This window comes from Serratia sp. KG1D (assembly GCF_037150675.1).
In the GTDB taxonomy this organism is placed as follows: domain Bacteria; phylum Pseudomonadota; class Gammaproteobacteria; order Enterobacterales; family Enterobacteriaceae; genus Serratia; species Serratia nematodiphila.
Genome location: NZ_JBAGIH010000001.1, coordinates 1,079,261 through 1,104,023 on the forward strand (window position 1 = coordinate 1,079,261; position 24,763 = coordinate 1,104,023).

General features: G+C 61.4%; 22 protein-coding genes, 2 tRNA genes and 3 other RNA genes. 17 read left to right on the top strand and 10 right to left on the bottom strand.

The features are described from left to right. Positions 1-24 precede the first annotated feature (24 nt). From lpoB to WFM45_RS05300, 7 genes are all read left to right on the top strand, one after another. On the top strand, positions 25-615 hold the full coding sequence (lpoB, locus tag WFM45_RS05270; RefSeq protein ID WP_033633345.1) for a penicillin-binding protein activator LpoB: 591 nt from the start codon (positions 25-27) through the stop codon (positions 613-615). Beyond that, positions 596-1,462, top strand: a complete 867-nt coding sequence (gene thiK, locus WFM45_RS05275) for a thiamine kinase (protein WP_336954872.1) — start codon at positions 596-598, stop codon at positions 1,460-1,462. Before lpoB ends, thiK begins: the two co-directional genes overlap by 20 nt. A gap of 37 nt (positions 1,463-1,499) precedes the next feature. After that, the gene (gene nagZ, locus WFM45_RS05280; RefSeq protein WP_021504926.1) at positions 1,500-2,519 is read left to right on the top strand and encodes a beta-N-acetylhexosaminidase; all 1,020 of its coding nucleotides are present in this window, start codon (positions 1,500-1,502) and stop codon (positions 2,517-2,519) included. A 79-nt stretch (positions 2,520-2,598) separates the two neighbouring features. Further along, a complete protein-coding gene (ycfP, locus tag WFM45_RS05285) occupies positions 2,599-3,141 on the top strand; it encodes an alpha/beta hydrolase YcfP (RefSeq protein WP_015377468.1) in 543 nt (180 codons plus the stop codon). A 332-nt stretch (positions 3,142-3,473) separates the two neighbouring features. Further along, positions 3,474-4,778: an NAD(P)/FAD-dependent oxidoreductase gene (locus WFM45_RS05290; RefSeq protein WP_004928794.1), complete on the top strand. Its 1,305-nt coding sequence runs from the start codon at positions 3,474-3,476 to the stop codon at positions 4,776-4,778. A 342-nt stretch (positions 4,779-5,120) separates the two neighbouring features. Next, on the top strand, positions 5,121-5,657 hold the full coding sequence (locus WFM45_RS05295) for a glycine zipper 2TM domain-containing protein (RefSeq protein WP_004928798.1): 537 nt from the start codon (positions 5,121-5,123) through the stop codon (positions 5,655-5,657). Between the two features lie 264 nt (positions 5,658-5,921). Next, a complete protein-coding gene (locus WFM45_RS05300) occupies positions 5,922-6,401 on the top strand; it encodes an RrF2 family transcriptional regulator (protein ID WP_033633343.1) in 480 nt (159 codons plus the stop codon). Positions 6,402-6,465: 64 nt separating this feature from the next. Here the strand turns inward: WFM45_RS05300 and sdeB are convergent, their stop codons facing one another. Next, a complete protein-coding gene (gene sdeB, locus WFM45_RS05305) occupies positions 6,466-9,609 on the bottom strand; it encodes a multidrug efflux RND transporter permease subunit SdeB (RefSeq protein WP_336954873.1) in 3,144 nt (1,047 codons plus the stop codon). Positions 9,610-9,633: 24 nt separating this feature from the next. Continuing rightward, positions 9,634-10,821 carry a multidrug efflux RND transporter periplasmic adaptor subunit SdeA gene (gene sdeA, locus WFM45_RS05310; protein WP_044031464.1) on the bottom strand — a complete coding sequence of 396 codons (1,188 nt, stop codon included), beginning with the start codon at positions 10,819-10,821 and terminating at the stop codon, positions 9,634-9,636. A 294-nt stretch (positions 10,822-11,115) separates the two neighbouring features. Here sdeA and WFM45_RS05315 point away from each other — a divergent pair, with 294 nt between their 5' ends. Beyond that, positions 11,116-11,472 carry a helix-turn-helix domain-containing protein gene (locus tag WFM45_RS05315; RefSeq protein ID WP_004928813.1) on the top strand — a complete coding sequence of 119 codons (357 nt, stop codon included), beginning with the start codon at positions 11,116-11,118 and terminating at the stop codon, positions 11,470-11,472. Positions 11,473-11,526: 54 nt separating this feature from the next. Here WFM45_RS05315 and WFM45_RS24635 read toward each other — a convergent pair. From WFM45_RS24635 to WFM45_RS05335, 5 genes are all read right to left on the bottom strand, one after another. Then, positions 11,527-11,646: non-coding RNA, RtT sRNA (locus WFM45_RS24635), on the bottom strand. Positions 11,647-11,692: 46 nt separating this feature from the next. Further along, positions 11,693-11,813, bottom strand: a non-coding RNA gene (locus WFM45_RS05320) — RtT sRNA. Positions 11,814-11,860: 47 nt separating this feature from the next. Continuing rightward, positions 11,861-11,980: non-coding RNA, RtT sRNA (locus tag WFM45_RS05325), on the bottom strand. 47 nt (positions 11,981-12,027) lie between these two features. Beyond that, positions 12,028-12,117, bottom strand: a tRNA-Ser gene (locus WFM45_RS05330). A 375-nt stretch (positions 12,118-12,492) separates the two neighbouring features. Next, positions 12,493-12,582: transfer RNA gene (locus WFM45_RS05335), tRNA-Ser, on the bottom strand. Positions 12,583-13,029: 447 nt separating this feature from the next. Here WFM45_RS05335 and WFM45_RS05340 point away from each other — a divergent pair. The 6 genes from WFM45_RS05340 (at position 13,030) to WFM45_RS05365 (ending at position 19,927) form a co-directional block, all read left to right on the top strand. Then, the gene (locus tag WFM45_RS05340) at positions 13,030-14,496 is read left to right on the top strand and encodes a peptide MFS transporter (RefSeq protein ID WP_049202801.1); all 1,467 of its coding nucleotides are present in this window, start codon (positions 13,030-13,032) and stop codon (positions 14,494-14,496) included. 127 nt (positions 14,497-14,623) lie between these two features. Further along, entirely contained in the window at positions 14,624-15,565 is a 942-nt protein-coding gene (gene ghrA, locus WFM45_RS05345; protein ID WP_336954874.1) for a glyoxylate/hydroxypyruvate reductase GhrA, read from the top strand. Between the two features lie 90 nt (positions 15,566-15,655). Then, positions 15,656-16,393, top strand: a complete 738-nt coding sequence (locus WFM45_RS05350) for a phosphatase (protein ID WP_004928821.1) — start codon at positions 15,656-15,658, stop codon at positions 16,391-16,393. Between the two features lie 42 nt (positions 16,394-16,435). Further along, positions 16,436-17,014 carry a TorD/DmsD family molecular chaperone gene (locus WFM45_RS05355; protein WP_048322934.1) on the top strand — a complete coding sequence of 193 codons (579 nt, stop codon included), beginning with the start codon at positions 16,436-16,438 and terminating at the stop codon, positions 17,012-17,014. Positions 17,015-17,171: 157 nt separating this feature from the next. Next, on the top strand, positions 17,172-17,825 hold the full coding sequence (locus tag WFM45_RS05360) for a tellurite resistance TerB family protein (RefSeq protein WP_033645518.1): 654 nt from the start codon (positions 17,172-17,174) through the stop codon (positions 17,823-17,825). Between the two features lie 68 nt (positions 17,826-17,893). Further along, positions 17,894-19,927 (top strand): S9 family peptidase, encoded by a 2,034-nt coding sequence (locus WFM45_RS05365; protein WP_336954875.1) that lies wholly within the window; start codon positions 17,894-17,896, stop codon positions 19,925-19,927. A 35-nt stretch (positions 19,928-19,962) separates the two neighbouring features. Here WFM45_RS05365 and exoX read toward each other — a convergent pair whose 3' ends face one another. Both exoX and WFM45_RS05375 read right to left on the bottom strand, forming a co-directional pair. Further along, entirely contained in the window at positions 19,963-20,631 is a 669-nt protein-coding gene (gene exoX, locus WFM45_RS05370) for an exodeoxyribonuclease X (protein ID WP_004928833.1), read from the bottom strand. Positions 20,632-20,657: 26 nt separating this feature from the next. Then, positions 20,658-21,404: a carbon-nitrogen hydrolase family protein gene (locus WFM45_RS05375; RefSeq protein WP_336954876.1), complete on the bottom strand. Its 747-nt coding sequence runs from the start codon at positions 21,402-21,404 to the stop codon at positions 20,658-20,660. Between the two features lie 369 nt (positions 21,405-21,773). On the opposite strand from WFM45_RS05375, the gene dksA reads away from it, so the two are divergent. Then, positions 21,774-22,199 (top strand): RNA polymerase-binding protein DksA, encoded by a 426-nt coding sequence (gene dksA, locus WFM45_RS05380; protein WP_004928840.1) that lies wholly within the window; start codon positions 21,774-21,776, stop codon positions 22,197-22,199. Between the two features lie 4 nt (positions 22,200-22,203). On the opposite strand, the gene WFM45_RS05385 is transcribed toward dksA, so the two are convergent. Then, positions 22,204-23,100: a LysR family transcriptional regulator gene (locus tag WFM45_RS05385; protein ID WP_033633336.1), complete on the bottom strand. Its 897-nt coding sequence runs from the start codon at positions 23,098-23,100 to the stop codon at positions 22,204-22,206. Between the two features lie 148 nt (positions 23,101-23,248). Here WFM45_RS05385 and WFM45_RS05390 point away from each other — a divergent pair, with 148 nt between their 5' ends. Together WFM45_RS05390 and pip are read left to right on the top strand one after the other, a co-directional pair. Next, positions 23,249-23,644 carry a RidA family protein gene (locus WFM45_RS05390; RefSeq protein ID WP_004928846.1) on the top strand — a complete coding sequence of 132 codons (396 nt, stop codon included), beginning with the start codon at positions 23,249-23,251 and terminating at the stop codon, positions 23,642-23,644. Between the two features lie 156 nt (positions 23,645-23,800). Further along, positions 23,801-24,754, top strand: coding sequence for a prolyl aminopeptidase (pip, locus tag WFM45_RS05395; RefSeq protein ID WP_004928848.1), 954 nt, complete (start codon positions 23,801-23,803; stop codon positions 24,752-24,754). Positions 24,755-24,763: the final 9 nt, after the last annotated feature.

Below are 24,763 nucleotides of genomic sequence, written 5' to 3' on the forward strand. Positions count from 1 at the left end.
GCTTGCCAGGTTTGGAGAAAAAGCATGAAAAAGTACGTCTTAGTGGCGCTGGCCGCATTAACCCTGAGCGGCTGTCTGTCGCGCCCGCCTGAGCCGGAACAACCGTTGCCGCCGGTCACCGTCGAGCCGGATCAGCCGACGCCGCCGATCGAGCAGCCGCAGCCGCCAACTACCGAGCCGGTGCCGCAGCCACCGAAAATCCAGCAGCTCGACTGGCTGGGCAGCGTTCAACCGCTGGTGGGGCAGATGTTGAAGGCCGATGGCGTCACGGCCGGCAGCGTGCTGCTGCTGGACAGCGTCAAGAACAACACCAACGGCTCGCTGCAGATGGGCAAAGCCACCGCGGCACTGTATAAGGCGTTGGCGTCGAACTCCACTTTCAGCGTGGTGCCGGAAGCGAAGCTGACCAGCGCCAGACAAACGCTGGGCCTGTCGGCGGATGACAGCTTCGGTTCGCGCAGCAAGGCGATTGGCCTGGCGCGCATCGTCGGCGCGCAGTACGTGTTGTACAGCGACGTCAGCGGCGACGTGAAGTCTCCGGCGTTGGATATGCAGCTGATGCTGGTGCAAACCGGCGAGATCGTCTGGTCGGGCAATGGCGCCGTTAAACGCTGAGGCCGCGCTGCGACGATTGATGGAAACCAGACTGCCGGCGGTGAATACCGCCGGTTGTCATTTCAGCCCGGTGCAGGGGCTGACCGGCGAGAGCTGGCGCATCGACGGCTCGGGCGTCACGCTGCTGGCGCGGCAACATAGCGCGGAGAAACGCGCGCTGGGCGTGAGCAGGCGGCGGGAGGCGCAGGTCCTGCGTCGCTGTGCGCCGGGGCTGGGGCCACGGGTTTTCGCACAGAATAATCAGTGGCTTATCCTCGAATGGCTTGAAGGTGACGTCGTCACAAATGCCGAATTTGACGCGCTGAATCAGCGCGGCGAGCTGGCGGCGATGGTGGCGACGCTGCATCGGCGGCCGCTCAGCGGTTACCGGCTGGATCTGCGGCGGCAATTCCTCCGCTACTGGCAGCAGCTGGATACGCGGCGTTTAACCCCCGCCTGGCTGCGCCTGCAGCGTCATTTTTTACGCAGCGCCTTGCCACGGCCGCTGCGCCTGGCGCCGCTGCACATGGATATCCATCCGGGCAATCTGCTCACCACCGGCGAAGAGCTGCGGCTGATCGACTGGGAGTATGCCGCCGACGGCGACATAGCGCTGGATATCGCCGCGCTGTTTCGCAGCAACGGCTGGTCGGCCGAACAGCAGCAGCGCTTTTTGCAGCATTACGCGCATCAGGGCTATCGCGACGTCGCCCGGTTGCAGGCGCAGGTGCGCCGTTGGCTGCCGTGGATGGATTATCTGATGCTGCTGTGGTTTGAAGTGCGCTGGCAGCAGAGCGGCGACGTTGAATTTTTGCGCTGGGGCGCTGCGGTGCGCCGGCGATTCTGTTTATCATCATCTGAATTCTGAACGAACAAAATGAAGTGAGGTGCCCGTGGGCCCAGTAATGCTAGATGTCGCCGGCTACGAGCTGGATGCAGAAGAACGCGAGATTTTGAAACACCCGCTGGTTGGCGGATTGATCCTGTTTACCCGTAACTTCCACGATGCGGAGCAACTGCGTGAGCTGGTGCGCCAGATCCGCGCCGCCTCGCACGATCGGCTGGTGGTGGCGGTAGACCAAGAGGGCGGGCGCGTGCAGCGCTTCCGCGAGGGTTTCACCCGTTTGCCGGCGGCGCAGTCGTTCGCCGCGTTGCACGATGCGCAGGAAGGCGGCCGTCTGGCGCAGGAGGCCGGCTGGCTGATGGCGGCGGAGATGATCGCGCAGGATATCGACATCAGCTTCGCGCCGGTGCTGGACATCGGCCACGGCAGCGCGGCGATCGGCGAGCGTTCGTTCCACAGCGATCCGCCGCAGGCGCTGGCGATGGCGGAGCGCTTCATCCTCGGCATGCACAGCGCCGGCATGAAAACCACCGGCAAACACTTCCCGGGGCACGGCGCCGTCAGCGCCGATTCGCACAAGGAAACCCCGCGCGATCCGCGGCCGCTAGCGCAGATCCGCGAGCACGACATGGCGATCTTCCGCGAGCTGATCAACCGCCAGCTGCTGGACGCCGTCATGCCGGCCCACGTCATCTATACTGAAGCGGATCCGCGTCCGGCCAGCGGCTCGCCTTACTGGCTGCAGCAGATCCTGCGTCAGGAGCTGGGCTTCGACGGCGTGATCTTCTCCGACGATCTGTCGATGGAAGGCGCCGCCATTATGGGCAGCTACGCCGAGCGCGGCCAGGCGGCGCTGGATGCCGGATGCGACATGATCCTGGTGTGCAACAACCGCGCCGGTGCGGTCAGCGTGTTGGATAACCTGTCCCCGGTCAAAGCAGAGAAGGTGAAGCGGTTATATCATCGCGGTCAGTTCACCCGTCAGGAACTGCGCGACTCCGAGCGCTGGCAGCAGGCGCACAAGGCGCTCAGCGCGTTGAGCGAGCGTTGGGAGGAGCACAAGCAGCGTTCGCAAGGGTGAATCCAGGTGCCGCATCGCGGCGCAGAGCGGAAATGATGAGGGCCGCGCCCGCGGCCCTTGGCTTGTTGCGAGGATCCACATGATTATCTATTTGCACGGCTTCGATTCCACCAGTCCCGGCAATCATGAAAAGGTATTACAGCTGCAGTTTATCGATCCGGACGTGCGCTTTATCAGCTACAGCACGCTGCATCCGCGTCACGACATGCAGCATCTGTTGAAGGAGGTGGACAAGGCGGTGCAGCAGGGCGGCGATGCGCACCCGTTGATCTGCGGGGTTGGCCTAGGCGGCTTCTGGGCGGAGCGCATCGGCTTCCTGTGCGGCATTCGCCAGGCGATGTTCAATCCCAACCTGTACCCGGAAGAGCACATGCACGGCAAGATAGACCGGCCGGAAGAGTATCGCGATATCGCCACCAAGTGCGTGGAGGATTTCCGCGAGAAAAACCGCGATCGCTGTCTGGTGGTGCTGTCGCGCCACGACGAGGTGCTGGATAACCGGCGCAGCGCCGAATTGCTGCATCACTACTACGAGATCGTGTGGGATGAACAGCAGACGCACAAGTTCAAAAACATCTCTCCGCATCTGCAGCGGCTCAAGGCGTTCAAGGCGCTGGGTTAACAGTTTCATAACGCTGCCGCGAGCCGCGCGCCCCGTTTTTCACCGGCGGAAAGTGCGGCTTTTTTGTACGCCAAAGCAAGATTCTGTGTGGCAATCGGCAAAATTTAAAACTGTGACTCAGCGCTAACTATTTGAATCACAATCCCCAAAAAATCCCCGCGTCCAGCCTTTAACCAAAAAAATTTGATGTACGTCAATTTTGGTATGACCAAATAACCTCACATGCTATTCTGGCTGCAGAGAGCCGATTTATTTTAAGCGAACCCTATGTATTCTAAGGATATTATTTATTTACCCTGGGATAACAAATGGTTCACATTTAGGGGGTTATTTTGACAACGCCAAAGAAGAAAATCGTTATTGTTGGCGGCGGCGCCGGTGGTCTGGAGCTGGCGACCAGCCTGGGCCATAAACTTGGCCGCAAGAACAAAGCCGAGATCACGTTGGTGGATCGCAACCACAGCCATTTGTGGAAACCGCTGTTGCACGAAGTGGCGACCGGTTCCCTCGATGACGGCGTAGATGCGCTCAGCTACCTGGCGCACGCGCGCAATCACCATTTCAGCTTCCAGCTGGGGTCGTTGACCAACATCAACCGTGAGACGCAAACGCTGCAGCTGGCGCAGATCTGCGACGAGCAGGGCGGCGAGCTGGTGCCGGCGCGCGAATTGCCGTACGACATTCTGGTGATGGCGCTGGGCAGCACCTCGAACGATTTCGGTACGCCAGGCGTGAAAGAGCACTGCATCTTCCTGGATAACCCCCATCAGGCACGTCGTTTCCACAACGAAATGCTCAACCTGTTCCTGAAGTTCTCGGCGCAGCCGGGGCAAAAAGAGCGGGTCAACATCGCTATCGTCGGCGGCGGTGCCACCGGCGTTGAACTGTCCGCCGAACTGCATAACGCGGTGAAGCAGTTGCACAGCTACGGCTTTGAAGGCCTGGACAACAGCGCGCTCAACGTGACGCTGGTGGAAGCCGGCGAGCGCATCCTGCCGGCGCTGCCGCCGCGTATTTCCGCCGCCGCGCACCAGGAGCTGATCAAACTGGGCGTGCGCGTGCTGACCAACACCATGGTGACCAGCGCCGATGCCAAAGGCCTGAACACCAAGGGCGGCGAGTTCATCGACGCCGATCTGATGGTGTGGGCGGCCGGCATCAAGGCGCCGGACTTTATGAAGGACATCGGCGGCCTGGAAACCAACCGCATCAACCAGCTGGTGGTGGAGCCGACGCTGCAGACCACTCGCGATCCGAACATCTTCGCCATCGGCGACTGCGCTTCCTGTCCGAAAGAGGGCGGCGGTTTCGTGCCGCCGCGCGCGCAGTCGGCGCACCAGATGGCTTCGCGTTGCGCCACCAATATTCTGGCGCTGATGAACGGCCAGACGCTGAAGCCTTACGTGTATAAAGATCACGGCTCGCTGGTGTCGCTGTCGCGCTTCAGCACCGTCGGCAGCCTGATGGGCAACCTGATGCGCGGTTCGATGATGGTGGAAGGGCGCATTGCGCGCTTCGTCTACATCTCGCTGTACCGCATGCATCAGGTCGCGTTGCATGGCTACATCAAAACCGGCCTGATGATGCTGGTGGGCGGCATTAACCGGGTGATCCGTCCGCGTCTGAAGATGCACTGATCCCGCCGTTGTCGACCAACCCGCGCGGGTTTTTTTATGGCGGCGCGAGGCGATCGGCGGCGGTTGCTTGATTCTTCAGCATAAGCTGTCGCCGATATGGGTAAAATTCTTAAGATTCCTCCTAAACAACGGGAAAACGGCCGTTTTCCCGCATTTTTGGTCCCCTTGTCTTATTGCGGGCCTTCAGATCATTGTGCAGACTTTACCTCGTTTACAGACGGCGCGTCGCGCACGCCGTAAACCGGGATACCGCCAGCCGCCCATGCGCAAAATAATAAGCGCGGTGCCAGCCGGTAACAGACCCCGGAAAAAATGCGTGGTAACACTTTCAGGAGGTTTCCTGTGAACAAGTCAATGTTAGCCGGTGTTGGAATTGGTATCGCTGCCGCTCTGGGGATTGCCGCGGTAGCCAGCCTGGACGTCTTTTCTGCCGGTCCGCAATATGCGCAGGTGCTCGCCGCCACACCGATTAAAGAAACCATCAAAACGCCGCGTCAGGAATGCCGCAACGTCACCGTCACGCACCGTGCACCGGTGCAGGATGAAAACCGCATCGCCGGCTCTGTGCTGGGCGCAGTGGCGGGCGGCGTGATTGGCCACCAGTTCGGCGGCGGTCGCGGGCGCGACGTGGCGACCGTGGTGGGCGCGCTGGGCGGCGGCTACGCCGGCAACCAGGTGCAAGGGGCGATGCAGAACAACGACGTCACCACCAGCGTTCAGCAGCGTTGCAAAACGGTCTACGACAAGTCCCAGAAAATGCTGGGCTATGACGTGACCTACAAGATCGGCAATCAGCAGGGCAAGATCCGCATGGATCACGATCCGGGCACGCAAATTCCGTTGGACAAAAACGGCCAGCTGGTGCTGAACAGAGCCTGATCGCCACATTCGAATTAAACCCGCGGGCAGTGTTAGTTCTGATCGTTTAACCCAGTTAAGCGAGCGGCGTTAACATTGACGCGGGTTTCTGTTTTCTGCCTGCCCAAAAGTTTGCGATCGTTCTAATGTCTGCGTGCGATATCGCTGGGCGAAACTTCAAAAAAGCCCCTGCGTTTGTTATATTATTGTGCAATTAAGCGGTGTTATCGGCGCCAATCGCCACACCGGCCAAACCCGAGTATTTCGTCTCGCAGAGATAACGACATGTTAGATTTTCGCTTTCCGACAGCGTTGCAAATGGTCCTTAGCGTCGCCGTAGCTGAGAAGCAGGGCATGCGTTCGACGAGCGCCACCCTCGCCGCCGCTCTGGAAGCCAACCCCAGCTTTATCCGCAAACTGATGGTGCCGCTGACCAAAGACGGCATCATCGTTTCCACCCTGGGCCGAAACGGCTCTATCCACCTTGGCCGCCCGGCGGAAGAGATCACCCTGCGGGACATCTATCTGGCGGTAATCGACGACAAGCGCATCTGGGCTTCCCGCCCTGAAGTGCCGGCTCGTTGCCTGGTGAGCGCCAACGCCTGCTGGTATTTCAAATCGGTGGTGAACGAGGCCGAGCAGGCTTCGCTCGCGGTGCTGGCGCGCCACACCGTGGCCGACTCGCTGGCCGAGCTGGAGCGGGGCGACAAGCGCGCCTGTGCGGAATACGCCGCCGCGCAAGAGGCTGAAGCCGCCGGTAAATAATGCCGGATGGAGCGCATAAAAAAGGTCGGGCATTGCCCGACCTTTTTGCATTTCAGGATGATGATTACGCCGTCTGCGGCTGCGCTTTGCGCGCCACCAGGCGCCGCAAGGTGACGTAGAACACCGGCGTCAGGAACAGCCCGAACAGGGTGACCCCCAGCATGCCGGAGAACACCGTGATGCCGGTGACGCCGCGCACTTCGGCGCCGGCGCCATGGCCAAGGATCAGCGGGATGGTGCCGGCGATGAAGGCGATGGAGGTCATCACGATCGGCCGCAGCCGCAGGCGGCAGGCCTCCAGCGCCGCTTCGACGATGCCTTTACCCTGCATTTCCAGTTCGCGGGCGAACTCGACGATCAGAATGGCGTTTTTGCAGGCCAGCCCCATCAGGACGACCAGCCCGACCTGAACGAACACGTTGTTGTCGCCGCCGGTCAACCACACGCCGAACAGCGCCGACAGCATGGTCATCGGCACGATCAGGATCACCGCCAGCGGCAGCGTCCAGCTTTCATACAGCGCCGCCAGCGCGAGGAACGCCAGCAGCACCGCGACCGGGAATACCACCAGCGCGGCGTTGCCCTGGGTCGATTGCTGGTAGCTCAGATCGGTCCACTGGATGTTCATGCCGTTTGGCAACAGCTTGCCGGCCATTTGCGTCAGCGCGCTCATCGCCTGGGTAGAGGAGAGGACGCGCGGATCGGCGTCGCCGATCAGGTCCGCCGCCGGGAAACCGTTGTAGCGGATCACCGGATCCGGGCCGTAGGTCGTGCCGATGCTGACCATACTGCCGATCGGCACCATTTCGCCTTTGTCGTTGCGGGTACGCAGGTTGGCGATGTCTTCCACGCTGTCGCGGAACTGGCCGTCGGCCTGCGCCATCACCTTCCAGGTGCGGCCGTAACGGTTAAAGTCGTTGATGTAAGACGAACCGAGGTAGGTCTGCAGCGTGCTGAACAGCGCATTGAGCGGCACCCCCTGGGCCTTGGCCTTGTCGCGATCGATTTTGGCGTCCAGCTGCGGCACGTTGGCCTGATAAGAGGAGATCGGGAAGCCCATGCCCGGCGTTTGCATAATGGCGCCGGACATCGTGTTGATCGCGGTCTGCAGCGCGCCGTAACCCAGTCCGCCGCGATCCTGCACGTACAGCGAATAGCCGGAACCCTGGCCGATGCCGAGGATCGGCGGCGGCATGATCGAGAAGGCGAACCCTTCCTGGATCTGCGAAATGCGCGCGTTGATCTCGGCGTTGATCTGCGCCGCGGTGCGGGTACGGGTGCTCAATGACTCCAGCGCGAAGAACACCGTGCCGGTATTCGGCGTATTGGTGAACTGCAGCGCGTTCAGGCCGGGGAAGGCCACCGCATCGGTGACGCCGTCCACGCTCAGGCCGATGGCGCTCATCTTGCGGATCACCGCATCGGTGCGCTCCAGCGAGGCGCCTTCCGGCATCTTCACGCCGCCAATCAGATACAGCTTGTCCTGCGTCGGGATAAAGCCGCCGGGCACGGTCTTGAACATCACCCCGGCGGCGGCCAGCAGCAGCAGGTAGACGACGAACACTGCGCCGCGTCGGCCCAGCACGCGGGATACCCCGTGCTGATAACGCTGCGAGCCGCTGGCGAAGAAGCGGTTGAACGGCCGGAACAGCCAGCCGAACAGCCGGTCGATCAGGCGCGACGGCAGATCTTTCGGCGCGCCGTGCGGCTTCAGCAAGCGCGCCGCCAGCGCCGGTGACAGGGTCAGCGAGTTGATGGCGGAGATCACCGTCGAGATGGCGATGGTGACGGCGAACTGTTTGTAGAACTGGCCGGTAACGCCGGAGAGGAACGCCATCGGCACAAACACCGCGCACAATACCACGGCGATGGCGATGATCGGGCCGGAGACCTCGCGCATCGCCTGGTGCGCCGCCGCTAGCGGCGACAGCCCCTCTTCGATGTTGCGCTCGACGTTCTCCACCACCACGATGGCGTCATCCACCACGATGCCGATCGCCAGCACCAGCCCGAACAGGCTGAGGGTGTTGAGCGAGAAGCCGAGCAGATACAGTGCGGCGAAGGTGCCGACCACGGAGATCGGCACCGCCAACAGCGGAATGATCGAGGCGCGCCAGGTCTGCAGGAACAGAATGACCACCAGCACCACCAGGATCACCGCTTCCAGCAGGGTGTCCACCACCGCGCGGATCGAATCACGCACGAACACCGTCGGATCGTACGGCGATTTCCAGCTCATGCCGTCCGGGAAGCGCGTCGCCAGCTCGGCCATTTTGCCGCGCACCGCGTCCGACAGCTCGATGGCGTTGGCGCCCGGCGACTGGAAGATGCCGATGCCGACCGCATCCTTGTTATTGAGCTGGGCGCGCAGCGCGTAGCTGCCGGAACCCATTTCGATGCGCGCCACGTCGCGCAGCCGCACGATCTCGCCGTTATCACCGCTCTTGAGAATGATGTTGCCGAACTCTTCTTCGGTTTGCAGGCGCCCCTGGGCGTTGATCGACAGCAGATAGTCGCTGCGCGTCGGCATCGGCTCCGCGCCGAGCTGGCCGGCGGAGACCTGCACGTTCTGCTCCTGCATGGCGCTCACCACGTCGGAGGCGGTCAGCCCGCGCGCGGCGACCTTGTTCGGATCGAGCCAGATGCGCATCGCGTATTCGCCGGCGCCAAAGATCTGCACCTGGCCGACGCCCGGCAGGCGGGCCAGCTCATCCTTGACCTTCAGGGTGGCGTAGTTGCGCAGGTACAGCGAGTCGTACTTGCCGGAAGGCGATACCAGATGCACCACCAGCGTCAGCGCCGGAGACTGTTTCTGGGTGGTGATGCCCTGGCGGCGCACGTCTTCCGGCAGGCGCGCTTCGGCCTGCGCCACGCGGTTTTGCACCTGCACCTGCGCCTGATCGGGATCGGTGCCCGGGCGGAAGGTGACGGTGGTCACCAGCACGCCGTCGGAACCGGCGACCGATTTCATGTACATCATGTTTTCGACGCCGTTGATCGCTTCTTCCAGCGGCGTGGCCACCGTTTCAGCGATCTCTTTCGGGTTGGCGCCCGGGTATTCTGCACGCACCTGCACGCTGGGCGGCACCACGTCCGGGTACTCGCTGATCGGCAGCAGCGGGATGGCTATCACCCCGGCGACAAAAATCAGTATCGACAGCACCGCGGCGAAGATCGGCCGGTCGATGAAAAAGCGGGAAAAGTCCATGGGTCAGAAGTCTCTGCTGGGAGCTTAGTTAAGCGTGGAGGCGATAGGGTTCATGGCGACGGCTTTCGCGTCGACCGGCATGCCCGGCATAAACACTTTCTGCATGCCGTCGACGATCACCCGATCGCCGTTTGCCAACCCTTTCTGCACGATGCGCAGTCCTTCGGCCATGCGGCCCACGTCAATGTCGCGGCGCTGCGCCTTGCCGTCTTTATCGACGATGTAAACGAACTTGCGGTTCTGGTCGGTCATCACCGCTTTGTCGTCGATCAGCATGGCGTTGAACTCGGCGCTGCCGGGCATCTGTACCCGGGCGAACAGCCCCGGCGTGAAGCGGCGATCGCGGTTGTCGAGCAGGGCGCGCATGCGGATGGTGCCGGTCCCGGCGTTCAGTTGGTTATCGGTGAAGTCCACCAGCCCCTGATGCGGAGTGCCGTCTTCGCCTACCAGGCCGACTTTCACCGGCAGGCGGGCATCGTGCCGGCCTTGCTGCTGATAGCGCAGGAAGGTGGCTTCATCCACGTCGAAATAGACGTAGACCTTGTCGAGCGACACCAGCGTCGTCAGCACGCTGGCGCTGTCGCCGGCGGTGACCAGGTTGCCGGCGGTGATCATCGCGCGGCTGGCGCGCCCGTCAATCGGCGCGGTAACGCGGGTAAAGTCGAGATTCAGCTGCGCCATATCGAGCTGGGCCTGCGCCGCCAGCACGTTGCTTTGCGCCTGCGCGGCGGACGACCGACGCTGCTCCCACACTTCCTGAGAGATGGCCTGAGTGCCGATCAGTTTCTCGGTGCGCGAGGATTCGCTGCGCGCCAGGGCGGCCTGGTTGCGCGCCCGCACCAGCTCTGCCTGCGCCTGTTCGCGCGCGGCGCGGTAGGTGCGATCGTCGATGGTGAACAGTACCTGGCCTTTTTTCACCTCGTCGCCTTCGGTGTAGTTGACCCGCTCGATGTAACCGGAGACCCGTGGGCGCAGTTGCACGCTCTGCACCGCCTCGACCCGGCCGTTGAAGGCATCCCACTGGCTGATCGGCTTGACCACCACGCTGGCGGCGCTGACCACCGGCGGCGGCGGCGGGGCATTGTGCGCGACGCTGTTGTCGCATCCGGCGAGCAGGGCGGCCAACAGCGCCACCCCGGAGAGCCGCTGGCCCAGAGCGACGGCGCGCGTGCGGCCGCCGGCGTTGAACGATGAGTTTGGTTGATTTGCCATTATTTTTATTCCGATAAGTAAGCGCGGTCAGGCCCCATACCCGGCCCTGTTCTCCGGGATTCGCCCCGCGCCGGCGTGCGGTGAGGGGGCGGCTGCGCCGTGCAGCGGCGCAACGTTAGGTTTTGAAACACATTGGTGTCACATTAATGTATCAATATCGGTTACATTAATTGGGTGGAGTATAGTGGCGGCTTTCCAGTAAATGCAATAATAAAAATTGCATTTAAAGCGAAACTGTTGCAACGTATGTGCATCGGGCAGAGGGTGACCCTGCCGAATGATGGGAGCATCTGCATGAACACTACGGGCTTTATTACCGATTTGAAGGCGTGGATCGACAACAATCTGGAAGAGAAACTGGATATCAACACCGTGGCGGACCGCGCGGGCTATTCCAAATGGCATCTGCAGCGCATGTTCAAACGCCAGACCGGCTACGCGCTGGGGGAGTATATCCGCATGCAAAAACTGAAAGTGTCGGCGGAGCGCCTGGCCAACAGCGGCGAGCCTATCGTCAGCGTGGCGATCTCACTCGGCTTCGACTCACAGCAGTCGTTCAACCGCAGCTTCAAACGCCAATTCGGCCAAACGCCGGGCGACTGGCGCCGCGCGCTGGCGCAGCCGGCGTCAATGGGGCGCACGCACCACTGAGCGGTTGGGGTGTGGGGATAAAAAAGCCTGAATTTGCGTTCGGGCTTTTTTGTATGGCGGTGAGGGAGGAATAGATTCGCTGCGCTTACCCTGCGGGCCGCCGTTGGCGGTCCAAAACGCGGGCGTTTTGTCGAACCCTGTCGAGGGTTCTCACCCTCCCGAACGGTGCGCTATGCATACGAAGAAGCCTGAACGTGAGTTCAGGCTTCTTCGTAGAATATGGCGGTGAGGGAGGGATAGATTCGCTGGCGCTTACCCTGCGGGCCGCCGTTGGCGGTCCAAAACGCGGGCGTTTTGTCGAACCCTGTCGAGGATTCTCACCCTCCCGGTCGGTGCGCTATGCATGCAAAAAAGCCTGAACTTTCGCTCAGGCTTTCTCGTTAGAATATGGCGGTGAGGGAGGGATAGATTCGCTGCGCTCACCCTGCGGGCCGCCGTTGGCGGTCCAAAACGCAGGCGTTTTGTCGAACCCTGTCGAGGGTTCTTACCCTCCCGGTCGGTGCGCTATGCATACAAAAAAGCCTGAACTTTCGCTCAGGCTTTCTCGTTAGAATATGGCGGTGAGGGAGGGATTCGAACCCTCGATACACTTTCGCGTATACACACTTTCCAGGCGTGCTCCTTCAGCCACTCGGACACCTCACCATATTTTTTTGTTGCGAAATCATCGCTGCAACGGGGCGCTACTATAGGGAGTGGGGCCGATCCGGTCAAGAATAATTTCTGTGTTTTTGTTCGTCCGCTCAAGCCGTGTTCACTTTGCTGAAAACTGCGGCGAACGACAGGGCAGAAGTCATGAAAAGGTGGGAAAATTAGAAGTAAGGTTCGTGGATAACCGGTGGAAATGGGAATTACGGGCGCGGGCTGTGGGCTTGATTCGCTGCGCTCACCCTACGGGCCGCCGTTGGCGGTCCAAAACGCAGGCGTTTTGTCGAACCCTGTCGAGGCTTCTCACCCCTCTCGGCGGTGCATCATGCAAAAAAAAAGCCTGGACGTTAATCCAGGCTTTCTCTTTGAATTTGGCGGTGAGAGAGGGGTTCGAACCCTCGATACACTTTCGCGTATACACACTTTCCAGGCGTGCTCCTTCAGCCACTCAGACACCTCACCGTTTTGTTGTCGAAAACGCTTTGCGCTGTCGACGGGCGCTAATGTAGGAGAATCTGATCTCAGCGTCAACCCTCTTATTTCATTCTCATGACTGTTTAGCCAAACTTGCAGCAATTTGCTGATTTACCGAACGATATTCCCACTCTTGGCCACCGGCGGGCAGGGCGGACTATGTTCAAAACGCGTGAAAGATGATTGTTTGACCTTTTTCTGTACGGGTAGCTCAATATATCGCCAATGAGATTAGTCTATTTGATGTTATATGCATTAATACTGGATTATTAGTCAAATGTGTCGCTAAATGGAATTATGTCGGCGCGGCGTTTTTGGCAAGGAACATCACGGCGCCGCGCAGATTGCCGGGAGACAGGCCGGCGATATCGCAGACAGGGACAGACTCATTACATAATAATGCAGTAGAGGTTCGTTTTGACTCCTTCAGATGCCATGCCGGCGCCGCAAGCGCGCCATGCCATTCCCCCCGGTGCGGGGGCGCTGTTCTTCATCCAGATCTTCGCCACACTGGGCTTCGCCGTGCTTTACTCCACGCTGGTGCTGTACGCCACCAAGCGATTGGGCTTCAACGAAAGCAGCGCCAACGCCATGATGGGCGTGTTCGGCGCCTTCAACTATGGTCTGCACATGTTCGGCGGCTACCTCGGCGGCCGTTTCCTCAGTAACCGCAACCTGTTCGTGCTGGGCATGGTGCTGCAGGTGATCGGCTGCGCGCTGATTGCCGTCGCGGGCGTGTGGGGGCTGTACTGGGGGCTGGCGATGTTCCTGACCGGCAGCGGCCTTAACGTGACCTGCATTAATATGATGCTCACCCAGCGTTTCAAACCGGATGATGACCGGCGCGAATCGGCATTCCTGTGGAACTACGCCGGCATGAACCTCGGGTTCTTCGTTGGCTTTACCGTGGCCGGGTATTTCCAACTGACGGAAAACTATCGCGCGCTGTTCCTGTTCGCCACGCTGGGCAATGCGGCGGCGATCATCGTCGCCGTCTGCCGCTGGCGGATTCTGGCGGATCTCAATACGCCGCTGCACGATGCCAGCCGCAGTCAATACCGTTGGCGCATGCTGGTCGGGCTGGCGGTGCTGGTGGCGCTGGTGCCGATTATCCGCGTGATGCTGACCCACGCCGAGTTCAGCGGCCATTTCGTGATCGTGCTCGGCGCGCTGATCTTCCTGATGCTGTGCGTGGTCACGCTGCGCCACCATCCGCGCGATGAGCGCCGCAGAATGGCGGCCTATCTGATCCTGGCGCTGGGGTCGCTGGTGTTCTGGGCGCTGTATCAGCTGGCGCCGATGGGGCTGATGCTGTTCTCCGAGCACAACATCAACCTGAACGTTTACGGCATTCAGGTGGCGCCGCAGTGGATCCAGAATATCAACACGCTGGTGATCGTGGTGGGCGGCCCGCTGCTGGCCTGGTGGTTCAACCGCCTGCGCGCCCGCGGTTGCAACATCGACATTCCGCTGCAGTTCTCCGGATCGCTGTTCTGCATCGGGCTCGGCATGCTGGTGCTGCCGCTGGGCATCAGCATGGCCGGCGGCGACGGGCTGGTGGCGTTTAAATGGATCGTCATCAGCTATGTGCTGCAAAGCGTCGGTGAATTGATGATCTCGCCGATCGGTTACGCGATGATCGGCAAGCTGGCGCCGCCGCGCTATCAGGGCGTGATGATGGGCTGCTGGATGATGGTGACCGGCGTCGCCTCGGTGCTGGCGGGCTACGTCTCCGGCCTGATGCCGGAAAACAGCGGCAGTACGCCGCTGCAAACCAATCCCGGCTACAGCGAAATCTTCAGCGCACTGGGCTGGGGGGCGACGGGCGTCGGCGTGGCGATGCTGATCCTCATTCCGCTGTTGCGGCGCCTTATCCGGCGCGACGGTCCGTCTGCCGCCTGATTTGGCGAGAATACACAGCAGCCCCACTGGTCGGGGCTGTTTTTATTTTGGGCTTTAACGCTTGCATCCGGCGGCGAATCGCGGAAGGCTGAAGGAAAACCAATAAAAACAAACCGGAGCCCGCAGTATGAACATCATCTATTACCACCCCTTGTTTAACGCCCAGGAATGGCTGACCGGCATCAAGCAACGCCTGCCGCAGGCCGAGATCCGCGAATGGCAGCGCGGCGACGAGCGGCCGGCGGATTACGCGCTGGTATGGCGCCCGCCGCACGAAATGTTAGCCAACCGCCGCGATCTGAAAGCGGTGTTCGCCCTCGGCGCCGGCGTCGACGCCATTCTCGATCAGGAGCGCAAACACCCCGGCACACTGCCCGCCGGCGTGCCGCTGCTGCGGCTGGAGGATACCGGTATGGCGCAGCAGATGCAGGAATATGCGCTGAGCTATGTGCTGCGCTATTTCCGCCGTTTCGACGAGTATCAGGCGTTGCAGCAGCGGCAGGAATGGCAACCGCTCGATCCCCACTCGCTGGATGATTTCACTATCGGCATCCTCGGCGCCGGCGTGCTGGGGCAGAGCGTGGCGCGCAAGCTGACCGAGTTTGGCTTCAGCGTACGCTGCTGGAGCCGCAGCGCCAAACAGCTCGACGGCGTGCAAAGCTTCGCCGGAGAGGCGCAGCGCGGCGCCTTTCTCGACGGCGTCAAACTGCTGATCAACCTGCTGCCCAATACGCCGGAGACCGTCGGCATTCTCAACCGCGAGCTGTTCGCGCAACTGCGGCCGGGCGCTTACCTCATCAACATCGCGCGCGGCGCGCATCTGCTGGAGGCCGATCTGCTGGCGGCGCTGGAGCAGGGGCAGCTGGCCGCCGCCACGCTGGATGTGTTCACCCGCGAGCCGCTGCCGCAGGATCACCCGTTCTGGCGTCATCCGCGTGTCACCATTACCCCGCATATTGCTGCCATCACGTTGCCGCAGCAGGCGATGGATCAGATCGCCGCCAACATCCGCGCGCTGGAGGCGGGGCATGCCCCGGCCGGCGTGGTCGACAGGCAACGGGGTTACTGAGCCTTCAGCCGCCGTTCGGTAACTGATAAGCTGTTATCGTCATCGCGCCTGCCCGTACCTTTGCGGGCGGGCCCTCTGGAAGGAGAAACAATGTACCCCGTTGATTTGCATATGCACACCGTCGCCAGCACCCACGCTTACAGCACGCTGCACGATTACATCGCCGAAGCCCAGCAGAAGGGCATCAAGCTGTTCGCCATCACCGATCACGGCCCGGACATGGCCGATGCGCCGCACTACTGGCACTTCATGAACATGCACGTGTGGCCGCGCCGGGTGAACGGCGTGGGCATTTTGCGCGGTATCGAAGCCAACATCAAAAACCTGCAGGGCGATATCGACTGCACCGGCCCGATGCTGACGGCCACCGACGTGATCATCGCCGGTTTCCATGAGCCGGTGTTTGCGCCGCAGGATAAAGCGTCCAATACTGAAGCGATGATCGCCGCGATGGCGCAGGGAGACGTGCATATCATCAGCCACCCCGGCAACCCGCGTTACCCGATCGACATTCCCGCCGTCGCGGCGGCGGCGGCCAAATACGAGGTGGCGCTGGAGCTGAATAACTCGTCGTTCACCCACTCCCGCAAGGGCAGCGAGGCCAATTGCCGGGCGATCGCCGCCGCGGTGCGCGACGCCGGCGGCTGGCTGGCGCTGGGTTCGGATTCGCACGTCGCTTTTTCACTGGGTAATTTCGAGCACTGCGAGCGCATCATCGAAGAGGTGGGCTTCCCGCAGGAGCGCATTCTCAACGTCAGCCCGCGCCGGTTGCTGGATTTTCTCGAGCGGCGCGGCAAGCCGGCGATTGCGGAATTGGCCGATTTGTGACATCGTCCCGGCAAAATTTTCCGTATTGTATAAGGCATTATCATGAATGAGTTTTCCATTGTCTGCCGCGTGCTGGGTACGCTGTTCTACCGCCAGCCGCAGGATCCGCTGCTGGTGCCGCTGTTCGCGCTGATCAAAGAGGGCAAGCTGCAACAGCACTGGCCGCTGGAGCAGGATGACCTGCTGAAGCGCCTGCAGCAGGGCTGCGACGTCAACCAGCTGGCGACCGACTTCAACGCGATGTTCGTCGGCAGCGAATGCAGCGTGTCGCCGTTCCGCTCCGACTATGTCGAAGGCGCCAGCGAAGCGGAAGTGCGCGCCTTCCTGCAGCAGCGCGGCATGCCGCTGGCGGAGGCGCCGGCCGACCATTTCGGCCAACTGCTGCTGGCCGCTTCCTGGCTGGAGGATCAGTCGCAGGAGGATGAAGCGCAGGCGCAGATCGCGCTGTTCGACGAGTTTCTGCTGCCGTGGTGCGGCCGCTTCCTCGGCAAAGTGGAAGCGCACGCCACCACCGGTTTCTACCGCACGCTGGCGCTGATGACCCGCGACGCCATCCAGGCGATGCGCGACGAGCTGGCGGAGTACGAGCAGGACGACGAAGCGGGCGACGAAGACGCGTAACGCCGCAGCCATCCAGGCGGGCCGCCCGGTCCGCCGATCCGCTAAACACAGGTTTGCATCCCCCAGACGTAAATTGACAAAAGATCCCCTAATCTGGCGGTTTACCGTCGGTTCGGCCGCGCCTGCGCGCCGCGCTTTTTCACGCAAGGGGTAGATGATGAAAAGTAACTGGATGCAGCAGATTCAAACGTTGATCGGGCAGAAGGCCGGCGCGATGGGCGGGGCGGAAGGCATCGGCAAGCTGCTGGCGCCCACGGCGCTGGGCGGTTTGGTCGGCGTGCTGTTGGCCAACAAATCCTCGCGCAAGCTGGTGGGCAAGTTCGGCAAGAATGCGCTGATTATCGGCGGCAGCGCGGCGGTGGGCGCGGTGCTGTGGAACAAGTATAAGCAGCGGGTGAAAGAGACCCATCAGGACGAACCGCAGTTCGGTTTGCAAACCACGCCGGTGGATCTGCGCGCCAAGCGTTTGGTGCAGGCGTTGGTGTTCGCCGCCAAGAGCGACGGCCATATCGATGCCGACGAGCAGCGCGCCATCGATCACAGCCTGTCGCAGCTGCAGGTGGGGGAAGAGGCGCAGGGCTGGGTGCAGGAGGCGCTCGATCAGCCGCTCAACCCGGAATTGATCGCCCGCAGCGTGCAAAATGAAGACGAGGCGCTGGAGGTTTACTACCTGAGCTGTCTGGTGATCGACGTCGATCACTTTATGGAGCGCGGCTACCTCGATGCGCTGGCGCAGGCGCTGAAGATCCCGGCGGACGTCAAGCAGGGCATCGAGAGCGACGTCAACGAGAAAAAGCGCGAGCTGGCGTAGCGCCGCTTGGCAAGCCGGGGGGAATCGTGTCACTCTTGCCGCAATCTATGTAAGCGGATGATTTAGCAATGATGACCCCACCGAAAGCGGAAAAACGTCCTTATCCCATCACCATCCACGGCGACACGCGCGTGGATGACTACTACTGGCTGCGCGACGACGAGCGCGCAGACCGCCAGGTGCTGGACTACTTGCAGGCGGAGAACGCCTACACCGATGCGATGCTGAAGCCGCAGCAGGCGCTGCGCGAAACCCTGTACGAAGAGATGGTGGCGCGCATTCCGCAGCAGGAACATTCGGTGCCTTACGTGCGCCACGGCTATCGCTATCAGACGCGCTACGAGCCGGGCAACGAATACGCGATTTATGTGCGCCAGCCGCAGGCCGAGAGCGAGCACTGGGAAGTGCTTATCGACGGCAACCAGCGCGCCGAGAACCACGAGTTTTACACCCTGGGCGGGCTGGACGTCAGCCCCGACAATCAGCGTCTGGGGGTGGCGGAGGATTTCCTGTCGCGCCGCCAGTATGACATTCGTTTCAAGAACCTGGCCGACGGCAGCTGGGCCGACGAAGTGCTGGAAAACACCTCCGGCAGCTTCGAGTGGGCCAACGACTCCTCGACGGTGTACTACGTGCGCAAGCACGCCAAGACGCTGTTGCCGTATCAGGTCTATCGCCACGTGGTGGGCAGCGATCCGCAACAGGATGAGCTGATTTACGAAGAGCTGGACGATACCTTTTACGTCGGGCTGGAGAAGACCACCTCCGAGCGTTTTATCCTGATCCACCTGAGCAGCACCACCACCTCGGAGATCCTGCTGCTGGACGCCGATCGTGCGGACGCCAAGCCGCAGCTGTTCGTGCCGCGCCGCAAGGATCACGAGTACGCCATCGATCACTATCACCAGCATTTCTATATTCGCTCCAATAAGGACGGCAAGAACTTCGGCCTGTACCAGAGCGAGCAGGCGGACGAAGCGCAGTGGCAGACGCTGATCGCCCCGCGCGCCGATGTGATGCTGGAGGGCTTCAGCCTGTTCCGTGATTGGCTGGTGGTGGAAGAGCGCAATGCCGGCCTGACGCTGCTGCGCCAGATCCACTGGCAGACGGACGAAGAGAAACGCATCGCCTTCGACGATCCGACCTACACCACCTGGCTGGCGTATAACCCGGATCCGGAAACCGCGCTGCTGCGCTACAGCTATTCGTCGATGACCACCCCGACCACGCTGTACGAACTGAACATGGACAGCGGTGAGCGGACGATGCTCAAACAGCAGGAAGTGAAGAACTTCACGCCGGAAAACTACCGCAGCGAGCGGGTGTGGGTGAAGGCGCGCGACGGCGTCGAGGTGCCGGTCTCGCTGGTGTATCGCCAGGACAGCTTCCAGCGCGGCGCCAACCCGCTGATGGTGTACGGCTACGGCTCTTACGGCAGCAGCATGGATCCGGCGTTCAGCGCCAGCCGCCTGAGCCTGCTGGATCGCGGTGTCGTGTTCGCGCTGGCGCACATTCGCGGCGGCGGTGAGCTGGGGCAGCTGTGGTATGAAGACGGCAAACTGTTCAACAAGCAGAACACCTTCAACGACTTTATCGACGTGACCGAAACGCTGATCGCCCAGGGGTACGGCGACGGCAAGCGGGTGTTCGCCATGGGCGGCAGCGCCGGCGGTCTGCTGATGGGCGCGGTGATCAACCAGGCGCCACAGCTGTTCCACGGCGTGGTGGCGCAGGTGCCGTTCGTCGATGTGGTGACCACCATGCTGGACGAGTCGATCCCGCTGACCACCGGCGAATACGACGAGTGGGGCAACCCGAACGAGCAGGCCTATTACGACTACATCAAACAGTACAGCCCGTACGATCAGGTGAAGGCGCAGGCATACCCGCATCTGCTGGTGACCACCGGCCTGCACGATTCGCAGGTGCAGTATTGGGAGCCGGCCAAGTGGGTGGCCAAGCTGCGCGAGCTGAAAACCGACGATCGGCAGCTGCTGCTGTATACCGACATGGATGCCGGCCACGGCGGCAAATCCGGCCGCTTCAAGGCCTATGAGGATATTGCGCTGGAGTACGCCTTCATTCTGGCGCTGGCGGAGTAACGGCAAACAGCGGGCGGCCTGCGCCGCCCGCTGTGCTAGCCAATCAGATAGTATTTCAGCGTGTGTTTCATGTCCGGGCTCAGATCGTCGATGGATTTCAGCATCCAGCGCAGATAGCCGGGATCTTCCTGGGCGATGCGATCGATTTCTTGCCCGCGATACTTGCCGAATTTGAACTTCTTCAGCAGCACCGGCTGTTCGGTGATCTGCACCATTTGCTCCGGCGTCCAGCCCGAATCCTTGATGATGCGCTGCAGCAGCGCGGCGGTGACGTAGCAGTCATACAGCGCGCGGTGCGGGTACAGCGTGGCGTCTGCCGGCAGTTGCACGTCCAGGTTCAGCGCGTAGCGCAGATACTGGTTGCCGTACTTGATGTCCGGATACAGCGTGCGCGCCAGCTTGAGGGTGCAGATCCAGGCGCCGTTCATCTCCGGCAACACCCCGCGATCAAAGGCGGCGTTGTGCGCCACATAGTAGGGGCTGCCCTGATAGCGGCCGATCGCCACCGCGATGCGCGGTTTGCCTTCCACCATCTGTTCGGTGATGTGATGAATAGCCATCGCGTCGAGGCTGATGGGGCGATCCGGGCTGACCAGGTCGCTCATCGGATTGGTTAACTGGCCGTCGAGCAGATCGAGGGAGGCCACTTCCACCACGCCGCCGTCCAGCCCGCAGGTCTCGGTATCTATTACGCGTAACGTCATGCTTTCCTCCGCGTTGCCGTCAGGCTTCAGCTTAACCGGCACAGGCGACCGTGCCAACCGTCGGAAGTCTTGCCGGCGATGATCAGCCCAGGAGCGTCATCCGGCGCGGCAACCAAAAGCGCTCCCGTTTCATCCCAGATGGCGCTGCGGCCTGCCGGGATCCTGCCGCCGGTCGGCGCCGCATGGTTGGCCATCAGCGTGACCATGCGGTAACGTCGGGCATAGCCTGCCAGCGCGGCGCTGTCTTTCGCGTAACCGGCTTCAGATACCAGCACGCCGGCAGCATAAATCTGCGCGCCCGCCTGTGCGGCGGCGCTCGCGTGGCCGGGCTCCGAAGTATCGGCGCAGATAGCCAGCGCGATGCGTTGCCGATGTATTTCCAGCAGCGTGCCGCCATTATCGGGCAAGAACCGTTGCTGTTCCGCGCCGTGCAGATGCTGCTTGGTATAGGGCGTCAATGCGCCATTGGGGTGAAAGATCAAGGCGGCGATATGCAGCGCCTGGCCGCTGCGTAAGGGCGCGCCGACGATGATCGTCATCTGATGCGATTGCGCCGCCGCAGCGAGCGGTTGCAGACGCGGATCGCCCAGCGTCAGCGCCAGTTCGGCTGCATCGGCCAGTTCATAGCCGCTTAGCGACAGTTCGGGAAACACCAGCAGCTGCACCTGCTGTTGGGCTGCCTGCGCGACAAATTCAAGGTGACGTTCAAGGTTGCAGGCGATATCGGCCGCAGCGGCGGGGTATTGGGCGGCGGCGAGGGTGAAGCAGGACATCGGCCATCTCTCCTGTGAGGCAATAAAAAACCCGCCTTGGCGGGTTTAATGACGGATGGAAGGACGCTTACTCACCAGACGGATGCGCTTTTTTGGCGCGTTTCTCCGCACGTTTCTCTGCTGGGGTTTTCAACGGCTTCTTCTTCGCATTTTTTTTGCTATCCATTCCCTTACTCATGATGGCCTCTCGTTACCTATGATTGGGTGGCTTGCTCAGCCATTAACCGCCTAAAGCCGGCAGGATGCAAGCGACAAAGTGCGAATTGCATTTAACTTGCTGTTTGCACGTGAAATTTTGTTTTTGGATGACCGGGTGATAAAAATAATTATTATGTTATAATATTACACTTTCAATGTTCGGAGAACGCAATGACTGTGATGGCATTACCGGATGCGCAGCAACTGCTGGCCATGCCGGATTCTGATTATATGAACTCGGTTCAACGGGCGTTTTTCCGTCAGCTGCTGCAGGATGAGCGGCAAAAGCTGCTGCTGCACATCGATGAGCTGAAAAAAGAGATCGATGGCGGCGAAGCGACGGGCGATGAGGCCGACAAGGCGGCGCGCGAAGAGGATTTGCGCCTGTTGTTCCGCCAGCTGGATCGCGAAAGCCGCCTGCTGCCGAAAATCGATGCGGCGCTGGCGCGCTTGCAGAACGGCGAATACGGCTACTGCCGGGAAACCGGCGAACCCATCGGGCTGGCGCGCCTGCTGCTGCGTCCGACGGCGGAACTGAGCATCGAGGCGAAAACCGCGCAGGAGATGCGTGAGCCGCATATGCGTAAAGGCGGGTAAGGTCTCAGCCGCCGAGCGTATCCACCAACAGATCGAGAAAGCGCCTGACGCGAGGTTCCAGCAGGCGCTTATTCGGATAGAGCGCCACAATCCTGACTTCTTCACCCGCCACGGCGCGCAACACCTGCCGCAGACGGCCGGCGGCCAAGTCCTCCGCAATCATAAACTCCGGCAGATACGCGATGCCCAACCCGGACAGAGCGGCGTCGCGTAACGCTTCCCCACTGTCCAGCCGCAGGCGGCCGCGCACCGGGGCCTTGACCCATTCGCCGCGCTCGTCGCGCAGCCGCCAGGGCTGTTTTTGGTTGCGGCTGCTGAACAGCAGAGCCTCATGCCCGGCGAGCGACTCGACGGTTTGCGGTTCGCCACGGGCGGCGAGGTAGGCGGGGGAGGCGCACAGCAGGGCGCGATACCTGGCGAGGGTTCTGGACACCAGCCGGGTATCCGGCACCGTGACGCCGATCCGCACCGCCAAATCAAATCCTTCTTCCACGATATCCGCCAGGCGATCGGAAAAACTGATCTCCACCTGCACCTCTGGCCAGGCGACGAGAAATTTCGGCACCAGCGGCAACAGGATCCGTCTGCCGAAGGCGGCGGGAGCGGTCAACCGCAGCACCCCGCGTGCGGTGCCTTTGTCGCCGGCCACGCTGGCCTCGGCGTCATCGACCGAAGCGAGGATCTGCAGACCGCGCCGATAAAACTCTCGCCCCTCGTCGGTCAGGCCAAGCGAACGCGTGGTGCGATGCAACAGCCGCACGCTCAGCCGCTGCTCCAGACGCGCGATGGCTTTGCCCGCCGCCGAGCGCGATAGCCCCATCGTCTGTCCGCCGGCGACAAAACTGCCGGCGTCGACGACGGCCATGAAAACCTGAATGTCATTGAGATTCGCCCGCAGCATGCCGCCCCCCGAGAGCCGGTGATAAGATAATTAATTTAAAATATTCAATTAATTAACTGCATAATGAATGTCGTTTCAGTGACGACGTCCATTCGCCAATCAAACGATTATAGTCGCCATGGAAACGATAAACGGTTGGAGAAGCAGCATGAAAAACGGCATCACGCACTACCATCACGGGGTCATTTGGGAAGAGGAGAATGGCGTGTCCCAAGGCATTCGCGTCAAAGACACCCTCTATATTTCGGGGCAGTTTTCCCATGATATGCAGGGTGAGTTTATCGGCGCGGGCGATATCGAACGGCAAACCCAGCAGACGTTGGACAACCTGGATCGGGTATTGGCGGGATTCGGCGCCGAACGTTCGAACCTGGCGTATGTGGAGATCTATCTGACTGACGTACAGGCGCATTTTGAACCCTGCGTTGCGTTGTTCAAGCGCTATGTCGGCGATCACCGGCCCGCTGGTTCGCTGATCGGCGTCACTGGGCTGGCTTCGCCCGAGCAGTTGGTGGAGATCAGCGCGATTGCGCACCTGAACTGATCGGGCCTGTGGGCGTTTTGCAAGCAGGTCGTTGTGATTTTGAGCAAACGCGCGCCGAGTTCCCGGCGCGCGTTCGAGTTTTCGGGTTTTACCGTTGACCTGCCGGGCGGCTTCCGCTTTGATGAAAGCATGACTCACAGAGAGACGGAAAGCGCCATGGAACAATTACGAGGTTTGTACCCGCCGTTAGCGGCATACGACAGCGGTTGGCTGGACACTGGGGATGGCCACCGGATCTACTGGGAGCTGAGCGGTAACCCGAACGGTAAGCCGGCGGTTTTCATTCACGGCGGGCCGGGCGGCGGCATCTCCCCGCATCATCGTCAGCTGTTCGATCCCGAACGCTACAAGGTGCTGCTGTTCGATCAGCGCGGCTGTGGCCGCTCCCGTCCGCATGCCAGCCTGGACAACAACACCACCTGGCATTTGGTGGCCGATATCGAGCGGCTGCGGGAAATGGCCGGCGTCGAACAATGGCTGGTGTTCGGCGGTTCCTGGGGCTCCACGCTGGCGCTTGCCTATGCGCAGACCCACCCGGAGCGCGTCAGTGAAATGGTGCTGCGCGGCATCTTCACCCTGCGCAAGCAGGAGCTGCATTGGTATTACCAGGACGGCGCTTCGCGCTTCTTCCCGGAAAAATGGGAGCGCGTGCTGTCCATCCTCTCGGATGACGAGCGCAAAGACGTGATTGCCGCCTACCGGCAGCGACTGACCTCGGCCGATCCGCAGGTGCAGCTTGAAGCGGCCAAGCTGTGGAGCGTGTGGGAAGGGGAGACGGTCACGCTGCTGCCGAGCCGCGAATCCGCTTCGTTCGGCGAGGATGATTTCGCGCTGGCGTTCGCCCGTATTGAAAACCACTACTTCACCCATCTGGGGTTCCTGGAAAGCGACGACCAACTGCTGCGCAACGTGCCGTTGATCCGCCATATTCCGGCGGTGATCGTCCACGGCCGTTATGACATGGCCTGCCAGGTGCAGAATGCCTGGGACCTGGCCAAGGCCTGGCCGGAGGCGGAGCTGCATATCGTGGAAGGGGCGGGACATTCGTATGATGAGCCGGGCATTTTGCACCAGTTGATGATCGCCACCGACCGGTTTGCCGGCAAGTGACGCAAAAAA